Below are 9,683 nucleotides of genomic sequence, written 5' to 3'. Positions count from 1 at the left end.
TGAGATCGGCGATGGGACGAAGATCGGCACCTTCGTGGAGATTCAGAAAGGGGCCAGAATTGGCAGGAACTGCAAGATTTCCAGTCACACCTTCATCTGCGAAGGGGTGACCATCGAGGACAACTGCTTCATCGGCCACGGCGTGGTGTTCATCAATGACCGCTACCCGCGCGCAACCACCGCCGACGGCCAGATGCAGACCGAGCAGGACTGGGTGGTGGTCCCGACACTTGTGAAACGAGGCGCCTCGATCGGGTCCAATGCCACCATTCTCTGTGGCGTGACCATCGGGGAGAATGCCATTGTTGGGGCAGGGAGCGTGGTGACGCGCAACGTCCCAGCCAATAGTATCGTTGCCGGGCATCCGGCGCGAGTGCTGCGTCGCATTAATGGAGAGGAGCAACACAATGAAGGTACCCTTTCTTGACCTGAAGGCCCAGTATCAATCCATCGGTGAGGAGGTCAGGGAGGCGGTGCAGCGGGTGATGGAGCAGACTGCCTTTGCAGGCGGTCCATTTGTGGAACAGTTCGAAAAAGAATTTGCCGCATTCTGTGGGTGCGAATATGCCTTGGGCGTAAGCAGCGGCACCTCGGCGCTCTGGTTGGCGCTGAAGGCTTTGAACGTGGGGCCTGGCGACGAGGTGATCACCGTGCCCAATAGCTTCATCGCCACCGCAGAGGCCATTTCCTTTTGCGGCGCAACCCCGGTGTTTGTCGACGTCGACGAGCGCACCTACACCATGGACCCAGCGCTCCTGGAACAGGCTATCACCAAGCGGACCAAGGCGATCATCCCGGTGCATCTGTTTGGTCAGATGGCCGACATGGACCCGATCATGGAGGTGGCGCGCGAACATGGCCTGTACGTGGTGGAAGATGCCTGCCAGGCACACGGCGCCGAGTACAAGGGCCGCAAGGCTGGGTCACTCGGAGATGCAGGATGCTTCAGTTTCTACCCGGGGAAGAACTTGGGTGCTTACGGGGAAGCAGGTGCGGTGGTCACCAACGACCGGGGTCTTGCCGAGCGTATCCGCATGCTCCGTGACCACGGCCAGGCGAAGAAGTACTACCACCGCCTGCTGGGCTGGAACGACCGCATGGATGGCATCCAGGCGGCCGTGCTAAGTGTGAAGTTGCGCTACCTGCCGGAGTGGAACAAGGCTCGTCGCGCGCACGCCGCAACGTATCAACGCCTTCTCTCTGGCAACACCGCGCTATTTGTCCCTTACGAGGCCCCTTATGGGCAGCACGTCTACCACGTGTACGCGATCCGGACGGAGCAGCGCGATGCCATGCTGGAGTATCTTGCCAAGCGCGACATTGCTTGCGGTATCCACTATCCGGTGCCGATCCACCTCCAAGAAGCCTACCGCTTCCTTCGCCTGGGTGAAGGGAGCTACCCGGTGGCGGAACGGTGCGCGCGGCAGTTTCTGTCGCTGCCCATGTACCCGGAGCTCACGCACCAGCAGATCGAGTACGTGGCACGGGCCATCGAGCTTTTCGTCATGAAAGAAGCTTTGAGATACGCCATCGCCGTGTGAAGGAGTGGCTTTCTCGCTTGGCAGAGCCGAGAGGAGGCCACCGAGCTGTGCTAACGCGAAAAGGCCTACGAGGGCAATGCAGTGCCTACGGGAGAGGACAAATCTGTGGGGCCAGTGATTTGGATCGACTTGGACAATTCGCCGCACGTGGTGCTCTTCACCCCGGTCATTCACCAGTTGGAGAGAAGGGGATACCGGGTGCTTATCACGGCCAGGGACTGCTTTCAGGTATGCGGCCTTGCTGAACGTGCAGGTCTGAGCTATCAGCGCTTGGGTCGGCACTACGGTCGGCACAAGAGCCTGAAGGTTGTTGGCCTGGTGGTGCGGGCGCTCCAGCTCGCCCCAGTCGTCCTCCGAGAGAGGCCTGCTCTGGCCCTGTCGCATGGTTCGCGCTCCCAGATGCTTCTGGCCGCAGTTCTGCGCATGCCGTGGGTCGTGATGGTGGACTATGAGCACGTGCAGTTGTTGCCGTGGTTGCGGGCGACGAAGATCCTCGTGCCAGAAGTTGTGCCCGTTGCTCCTCTTAGGAAGCATGCCCGAACGGTGAGCACTTATCCTGGCATCAAGGAAGACATCTATGTGCCGTTTTTCCAGCCAGACCCCCGGCTCCGCGCGCAACTGGGCGTGGGTGAGGATGAAGTGCTCGCGGCAATTAGGCCGCCTGCTACAGAGGCTCACTACCACAACGCCGCGGCGGAGGTGCTGTTTGATGCCGTCATCGATTTCCTCGGCTCACAGCCACAGGTGAAGATGGTGGTGCTGGTGCGCAGCCTCCATCAGGAGGAGGAGCTGAGGCGTGAATGGCCGCACCTCATAGCAGCCGGACGCATTATCCTGCCGTCCAAGGTGCTGGACGGGCTCAACCTCATCTGGAATGCAGACCTCGTGGTGAGCGGAGGGGGGACAATGAACCGCGAGGCCGCTGCGCTGGGCGTGCCGGTTTATAGCATTTTCCGTGGCCGGATTGGTGCGGTGGACCGATCCCTGGCCGAGCAAGGGCGACTGGTGCTTCTTGCCAGTGAGGAGGACGTCAGGTCGAAAATCCGGGTCGCGCGGCGACAGGTTGCGCCTTTGGGGCGAACGGCGCGGAGCCCGGTACTGGAACGAGTGATTGAGGAGGTGCTGGCCGTCCTCCCGGAGGGGCGGGACGTTGCACCGAGCAAGAACGCCGGTTCGGCGAAGCAGGGCAGAGAGAAATCACCAGCCCGTTTGGAGAAAGCAGCATGAGACTGCGCGGTCTGGCAAGGGAGACGCTCGTCTACGCCATTGGCAACGCTGGACTGCGGGCCGGGGCCTTCTTGCTCATCCCGCTCTACACCCATACGTTGCCGATGCAGGAGTATGGCCTTTTGGCCACTTTGCTGCTCACGATGCAGGTGCTCGGCATCATCATGGGGCTGGGTGTTCGCACCGCTTTCATGCGCTTTTGCGCCGAATTTGCTGAGAAGGGACAACTGGGCCGACTGCTCGGCAGTGCCTATGCGCTCGTGGCGGCCGGTGGGGTTGCTGTCACGGCAGTTGCCATGACTCTGCTCAAGCCGCTCTTCGCCGCAGTACTGCATACCGCCCAGCCAGGACCCTTTGTCCTGCTCGTCTGCATGGCGGCTCTGGCGCAAACGCTGTGGATGCTCACCGTTTCCTATTTTCGCGCGAGGAACAAGGGCAGTGCTTTTGTAGCCTTGAACGGGGTCGTCTTTCTGCTGCTTGCGTCGAGCACGGTGCTTTTCCTTCTTCAGTTGCACGCGGGGCTCAAGGGTGTGTTGTGGGCCTATGTGGTCAGCTACGGCCTTATGTGGGTCGTGGTAAGCCTGGTGATTGCGAGGATCACCGGCTTGGCGGTAGACCAGCCCACCATGCGGCGCCTGGTGCGCTTCGGATTTCCGCTCATCTTTGCCATGTCAGGTGACTTGGCCCTGGATAGCTCCGCCCTCTATGCCATGAGCGTCTTCTCTGGCCTGGAGGAAGTGGCGGTTTACTCGCTGGGCTTCAAGATTGCGCAGATTGCAGTGATCACGCTCATTCTGCCGTTTCAGCTCGCCTATGAGCCTGCGGTCTACGGCGTGCTGGATTCGCCATTCCTACGCCGTTTCATCGGCGAGGCGCTCATCCATCTGTTGCTGGCGTTTGGCTTTGTCGCCATGGGCATCGTCTTTGTATTCAGGGACTTGATCCACGTTGTTGCTCCCGCAGAGTACGGTGCAGGTTATGGGGTGGCGTTCGCGCTCTTGCCAGGCGTCGCCTGCATCGGCCTGCAGTATGTGGGCGAATCGTTGCTTTTCTTGCGAGGCAAGACTCGGGTATCGGCAGCAATCGTGAGCGGCGTCACGGTGGCGAGCATTGGCTTGAATGTGTGGCTCATCCGTCTATGGGGCATGCACGCGGCGGTGCTGGTTTATGACGTGGCGCACGTTGCCATTGGGGTGCTGCTGCTCGCCGTGGGCATGAGGTGTGTACCCATTCAGCTCCACGGGCGGCGCCTCGCCTGGACCGTGGCTCTCTTTCTGGGAGGGACGGCACTCATCTGGGCGGCGAGCCACCTGCCTGCGGGCTTCTTCTACCCGCTTGCGGCTTTGGCGATCTTTGCTACGTTCTATGGTGCGAGGGAGTTGGGTATAGTTGACCTGCGCATGTGGCAGAAAAAGGAGTTGGCCGAACATGCGGCATAGGAGCTCGGGCCAGACCACATCAAGCCCATCGCTTTTCGCTCTGGGGCTGGTGCTCTGGGTGGCGATCATGGTGCTGACCGGCACCTACCTGCGCGTACGCGCGATCGAGGAGGCCGCCCAGATGGACTGGCTCGTTGCGGCGCGCCTTGCCGCCTGCATGCTCGGAGGGGCCATCGGCGTTTTGCTGCTGGCCCGAGGTGAGTGGCGCGGGCCTGCAACTACCGCCGTGGCGGCCTATGTGGGCGCTGCGGCCTTGTCTGCGCTTTTCACGCCACACAAGACGTTGGTGCTCGGTTATTGGGTGCTCCTGGCTGGCGGTGTGGCGCTTACCATAGGACTGGTGGCCAGTGCGGACGAACGCGACCTGCTCCGCATAGAACGGACCTGGCTGTTCGTGATGGTCTTGCTGCTCATCAAAGACGCCCTGATCGGGGTGCTTGCTCCCCAGCTCCAGGAGGCATATGGCGCGGAGGGGCCGACACGTCTGGGCATGGGCGTGACGCATGCCAACGCCCTCGGCTTTGGCGCTTCCTTGGCCTTCTGGCTGTCGTTCGTGCCGGCAATTGGGGGGAAGCGAGCACTCCTCTGGCTGCTGCGCGTGTTGTTGGTGGCAATCGTGGCGCTGTCCTGGTCACGCAATGCGATGGTGAGCCTGGCCATCGGCGGGCTGGTGCGTGCGTGGTTGGTACAGAGCAAGCGCCCACTGGAGGGCTACCATGTGCGTTGGGCGCTCCTATCTGGCGTTAGTGCAGTAGTGGTGCTGGTGGGCCTGCTCCTTTCACTCAACGTGAAAGGCGTGGTGGATGCAGCGCTGGCCTTTAACCGGACCACTTCTCTTGCAACGGTGACGCGCCTGACTGGCAGAGCGGAGATTTGGCCCTTGGCAGTGCAAAAGATCTTGGCCGACCCATTGACGACAGTGTTCGGCCATGGTTTTGGCGCAAGCCGCATGGTCCTCAACGACGGCAGAGACCTTATCGGCTTCTACGCGGCCAATGCCCACAACACGGTGTTGGAAGTGGCGCTTACGACCGGCATAGTCGGACTGTTGGCTTTCGTCGCCATGGTGGTGCTCTTTGCACGCTGGCTGGTCCGCTATCGACCGCTGGAGAGGGTGGCTCCCCAGGGCATGGCTTTGCGGGCGGCGGTCGTCTTCACGATCATCATGGTTCACTCGGTCACCGAGTCGGTAATGGGAACTCGCCTGGGTCCGGTGACTTTGCTTTGGGTCTTCTACTTGGCGGTTGCCGACCGCCTGCGGCACGAATACATTCCGGCGGGAGCCTGAGATGGGCAGGCCATTGGGAGACAGAAACGGCATGTATGTGCTGATCACCGCCGCGCGCAACGAAGAGCATTTCATCGAGCGCGCCATCGTCAGCGTCGCCCGGCAGACCGTTCTTCCGGCGCAGTGGGTGATTGTCGACAACGGCTCCACAGACCGCACGCGGGAGGTGGTCGCGAGAAATGCGCGGCGGCACTCGTTCATCCGCTTGATCAGCCTTGCGCCCTCTGGAGACGGGTTTGCGCAGAAGGTTCGCGCCATTCAAGCAGGCTACGAAGAGCTGCGGGCCTTGCCGTTCGCCTTTGTCGGTGTACTTGACGCGGATATCACCCTGGAGCCGACCTATTACGAGCGTCTTCTGGCGCTTTTCCGGAGCGAGCCGCGATTGGGCATTGCCGGTGGGGTGATTCTCGAAGCCGACAAAGGAGTGTTTCGGCCTCGCTACGGCAACAGTCCCGAGTATGTGGCGGGGGCCATTCAGATGTTTCGTCGCGCCTGCTTCGAGGCAATCGGCGGCTACCTGCCGCTGCCGCACGCGCACGAGGACACCGTTGCCAGCGAAATGGCCCGGATGCACGGGTGGGAGGTCAGGTCATTCCCAGAACTCCAGGCCTGGCATCACCGACGTTCCAGCACGGGGCAGGGGCGACTGCTTGCGGCGCGCTTCCACCAAGGTGAAGCCGACTATGCCGTGGGGTACCATCCGCTGTTCGAGTTGGGCAAGTTCGCGCGCCGCCTTGGCGAGCCTCCGCTGGTTGCCGGGAGCGTTGTGCGCCTAAGCGGTTATCTCTGGGCAGCGGCCCGCCACCGACGTCGCCCGGTGGACGGGCACTTTGTCAGCCACCTCCGTAGCCGGCAGATGGCGCGGCTCCACGCTTTCTTGCGAAGAAAGGCACAGTATGCTTAAGCGATTGTTCCGAGTGTTGGTCAGCCTTGCCGTTTTAGCTTTCGACTTGCTGCGCGATGCCACGAGGAGGCTCGTCGGTGCGCCCCGCCCGGCAAGATGGGTGGTGCTGTACTACCATAGCGTGCCCGAAGAATACGCCTCGACTTTTGCCCGGCAGATGGCCATGGCCTTGCGCTGGGCCGTGCCGGTGCCGCCGACTGCTACAACACTTCCTCATGGCCGGCGGTGCTTTGCGGTCACCTTTGACGACGCCCTGGCCGAAATTCGAGACACGGCGCTGCCTGTGCTACGGGCACGCGGTATTCCGGCGGCAGTGTTCGTGCCCACCGCTTTTGTGGACCGTGCTGCGGCGTGGGAGATGGCCAAAGGTTGCAGTGAACAGGGACGCAACGTAATGAGCTTTGCCGAGCTGCGCGCTCTGGACGAGGAGTTGGTACTTCTGGGCTCCCACACGGTGAGCCATCCCTGTTTGTCGACTTTGCCCCAAAAGGAACTTGTGCGAGAGCTGAGGGAGTCGCGGCGGGTGCTCGAGGAACAGACAGGCCGGCGGGTGACCCTCCTGAGTTTCCCCCATGGCGACTATGACGCTCGCGTGCTTGCCGCGGCCAAAGAGGCTGGCTACACGCGCTGCTTCTCCATCTCCCCGGACTGCCAGACCCCCGAGGAGGCGAGGTTTGTCTTCGGCAGGGTCAAGGCAGATCCCCGCGACTGGCCGATGGAGTTTCGCCTCAAGGTGCTTGGATGTTACCGCTGGCTGGGGGCCGCCTCCCGCGCCAAGGCATATGTCTGTGCCAAGAAGGTGAACGGCAAGGCTGTGGCCCCACGCAAAAGCCTGGTTGCTGCGGCAAAGAGGAGGCAGTGTTCTCGCCGATCCTCTTGCTGCGTGGCTACGGTTGAATGAGGACTATGGGAATGCCAAACCTACGAACATTGGAAGCGGGGTTTTCTTCGTCTGTAACCAGGCTTTCCCAGCCGGAGTGGGACGCGCTGGCAGGGGGCTTCGCCGACCTCACCGTCTATCAAACCTGGGCGTATGGCGCCGTGCGTTGGGGAGAAGAGAATTTGGCTCACTTTGTCCTCCAGCGGTCCGGCCAGACCGTTGCCGCTGCGCAGGCGCGCGTGTTTAGAGCCCCATTCCTCGGGTTGGGCGTGGCATACGTGCGGTATGGCCCTCTGTTTCGTCGCTGTTGGGTCGACGAACGACTCAATGTGTTTCGCCAAGCAGTGCGCGCGTTGCGCAACGAGTTTGTGTGCGAACGCGGGCTGAACTTACGCTTGAATCTGAATCTTGCTGCGGTCGACGAGCCGGATCACTACTTGGCCGTTCTGGAAGAGGAAGGTTACCATCGGGCTCGCTTCGTGCCGCCTCTGCGCACGCTGCTTCTTGATCTTTCGCCGCCTCTGGAAGAGCTGCGGAGCAATCTGCTGCAGCGCTGGCGTAATCAGCTCAATCAGGCTGAGAAGCGCTTTGGGGTTGAGGTGAGCAGTGGCACCGGCGCGCAGCTCTTTGCCGAGTTCGCAAGGGTCTATCGCGAGATGCTGAGGAGCAAGAGGTTCGCCGTGTTCACCGAGGTGGACGAGTTTGCTGCCATCCAGGAAACGTTGCCGCCGGAGCAGAAGCAGCTCATCGTGTTGGGCCGTGCGGAAGGGCAAACCGTCGCCGGCACCGTGCTTTCCGTAACGGGCGACAAGGCAATCATGCTCCTGGCCGCGAGCAATCAACAGGGCAGGGCAGTGCGGGCCTCCTATGCGGTGCAATGGCACGCGCTTGCGTTGCTGAAGGAACGCGGGTGCCACTGGTACGACCTCGGTGGCATAGACCCGGTGACGAATCCTGGCGGGTATCATTTCAAGCTCGGCTTGGCTGGCAAAGACGGCGTAGATGCCTCTTATGTTGGCCAATACGAATGCAGTCCAGACGTGGTGCGCGCTGCGGCCTTGCGTTCGTTCCAGGCGCTGGTCACCGGGTACCGTCGGGCAAGGCTCATGCTGAGCGGTATCCGCTCCCGGCGCGGCCTTTCCCGGGAGGCGCATGCTGCCGAGGAAAGACGCGCGGACTCGCCTGAGAAAAAGGAGACATCGGAAGTAGAAGCAAAGGCGTAGGCAAGGGGGACCACCTTCGCCGTTTGGCCCTCACCGTAGCGGAGTACAGTCATGAAGATCGCAGTCACCGGATGTGCCGGATTCTTGGGCTCCCACCTTGTCGACGCTCTGTTGGAAGGGCAACATCGCGTGGTGGGCATCGACAATCTGTCCATGGGCCGGATGGAGAACATCGAGCACCAGCTTGGCAATCCGCGCTTTGCCTTCTACCGTGAGGACGTGCGCCGTCGCGCTGCGCTGCGTCGCTGCTGCAAGGGGGCAGAAGTCATTGTGCACCTGGCAGCCTTCAAGATCCCGCGCTATGGCAAGAGCATCGATACCTTGCTGATCAACAGCCAGGGCACACATGCCGTGCTGGAGGTGGCACGCGAGAACGGCGCTAAGGTAATCCTCGCCTCTACTTCAGACGTCTATGGCAAGAACGCCTCTCTTCCTTTTCATGAGGAAAGCAACAGCGTGTTCGGCAGCAGCAAAGTGGCCCGCTGGAGCTACGCCGTCTCCAAGCTTTTTGACGAACACTTGGCCTTCGCCTACCAGGAGGAATATGGCATTCCCGTGGTGGTCTTGCGCATCTTCGGCTCCTACGGTCCCCGCCACCACCTGTCGTGGTGGGGCGGTCCGCAAGCCGTTTTCATCAGCCAGATACTGAAAGGCGAGCCGGTCACCATCCACGGCGACGGCATGCAGACGCGAACGTTCGCCTACGTTTCCGATATAGTCGATGGCATGCTCCGGGCGATTTTTTGCGACGAAGCGAACGGCGAAATCTTCAACCTTGGCGGGCAGCAGGAGATCGCCATCATCGAACTGGCGCGCCTGATCCACCGCCTGTGTGGCGTGGGCAGGTCGCTGGCAGTCAACTTCGTTCCCTATTCGTCCTTCAATGGCAGGCCCTATGAAGATGTCATGCGGCGCGTGCCGGACGTGAGCAGGGCAAGAAAGGTGCTCGGCTACGAGCCAAAGGTTGAGCTGGAGGAAGGGCTGCGGCGCACCATTGTCTGGCAGCGGGAAGCCCTGCAGCTGCCGGCGCCAAGTCTTTCCGCACCGGCGCGCCTCGTGCGCAGCCTGAGCGCCATTGCGTAGCGGGAGCCACATGCCACAGCAGATTGCCATAGTCGGGGGTGGAATGCTCGGCATGACTTTGGCCTATCGTCTGGCCGGAGCCGGGGTGGATGTCACCC

General features: G+C 61.6%; 10 protein-coding genes. All 10 read left to right on the top strand.

The features are described 5' to 3' along the window. On the top strand, window positions 1–427 hold a 427-nt coding region (locus H5U38_14390; GenBank protein MBC7188209.1), incomplete at its 5' end, for an N-acetyltransferase. Continuing rightward, window positions 408–1,541: a DegT/DnrJ/EryC1/StrS family aminotransferase gene (locus tag H5U38_14385; GenBank protein ID MBC7188208.1), complete on the top strand. Its 1,134-nt coding sequence runs from the start codon at window positions 408–410 to the stop codon at window positions 1,539–1,541. The genes H5U38_14390 and H5U38_14385, both read left to right, overlap by 20 nt. 105 nt (window positions 1,542–1,646) lie before the next feature. Next, window positions 1,647–2,768 carry a DUF354 domain-containing protein gene (locus tag H5U38_14380; protein ID MBC7188207.1) on the top strand — a complete coding sequence of 374 codons (1,122 nt, stop codon included), beginning with the start codon at window positions 1,647–1,649 and terminating at the stop codon, window positions 2,766–2,768. Then, entirely contained in the window at window positions 2,765–4,207 is a 1,443-nt protein-coding gene (locus H5U38_14375; GenBank protein MBC7188206.1) for an oligosaccharide flippase family protein, read from the top strand. Before H5U38_14380 ends, H5U38_14375 begins: the two co-directional genes overlap by 4 nt. Next, a complete protein-coding gene (locus H5U38_14370; protein MBC7188205.1) occupies window positions 4,197–5,495 on the top strand; it encodes an O-antigen ligase family protein in 1,299 nt (432 codons plus the stop codon). Before H5U38_14375 ends, H5U38_14370 begins: the two co-directional genes overlap by 11 nt. A 1-nt stretch (window position 5,496) precedes the next feature. Then, window positions 5,497–6,399, top strand: a complete 903-nt coding sequence (locus tag H5U38_14365; protein ID MBC7188204.1) for a glycosyltransferase family 2 protein — start codon at window positions 5,497–5,499, stop codon at window positions 6,397–6,399. Further along, window positions 6,392–7,300, top strand: coding sequence for a polysaccharide deacetylase family protein (locus H5U38_14360; GenBank protein MBC7188203.1), 909 nt, complete (start codon window positions 6,392–6,394; stop codon window positions 7,298–7,300). Before H5U38_14365 ends, H5U38_14360 begins: the two co-directional genes overlap by 8 nt. 11 nt (window positions 7,301–7,311) lie before the next feature. Beyond that, a complete protein-coding gene (locus H5U38_14355) occupies window positions 7,312–8,502 on the top strand; it encodes a peptidoglycan bridge formation glycyltransferase FemA/FemB family protein (GenBank protein MBC7188202.1) in 1,191 nt (396 codons plus the stop codon). Window positions 8,503–8,553: 51 nt separating this feature from the next. Then, on the top strand, window positions 8,554–9,585 hold the full coding sequence (locus H5U38_14350; protein MBC7188201.1) for a GDP-mannose 4,6-dehydratase: 1,032 nt from the start codon (window positions 8,554–8,556) through the stop codon (window positions 9,583–9,585). Window positions 9,586–9,595: 10 nt separating this feature from the next. Next, the coding region (locus tag H5U38_14345; protein MBC7188200.1) for an NAD(P)-binding protein at window positions 9,596–9,683 on the top strand (88 nt) is incomplete at its 3' end.

The organism is Calditrichota bacterium (assembly GCA_014359355.1).
In the GTDB taxonomy this organism is placed as follows: domain Bacteria; phylum Zhuqueibacterota; class Zhuqueibacteria; order JANLFK01; family Oleimicrobiaceae; genus Oleimicrobium.
The sequence above is the reverse complement of the archived record's forward strand: the minus strand, read 5'-3'. Positions and strand labels throughout refer to the sequence as shown.

Bases quoted from the DNA above. Each gene is read 5' to 3' on its own strand.
- H5U38_14385 (MBC7188208.1), top strand. From the start codon at position 408: ATGAAGGTACCCTTTCTTGACCTGAAGGCCCAGTATCAATCCATCGGT.
- H5U38_14375 (MBC7188206.1), top strand. From the start codon at position 2,765: ATGAGACTGCGCGGTCTGGCAAGGGAGACGCTCGTCTACGCCATTGGC.
- H5U38_14370 (MBC7188205.1), top strand. From the start codon at position 4,197: ATGCGGCATAGGAGCTCGGGCCAGACCACATCAAGCCCATCGCTTTTC.
- H5U38_14365 (MBC7188204.1), top strand. From the start codon at position 5,497: ATGGGCAGGCCATTGGGAGACAGAAACGGCATGTATGTGCTGATCACC.
- H5U38_14360 (MBC7188203.1), top strand. From the start codon at position 6,392: ATGCTTAAGCGATTGTTCCGAGTGTTGGTCAGCCTTGCCGTTTTAGCT.
- H5U38_14355 (MBC7188202.1), top strand. From the start codon at position 7,312: ATGCCAAACCTACGAACATTGGAAGCGGGGTTTTCTTCGTCTGTAACC.
- H5U38_14350 (MBC7188201.1), top strand. From the start codon at position 8,554: ATGAAGATCGCAGTCACCGGATGTGCCGGATTCTTGGGCTCCCACCTT.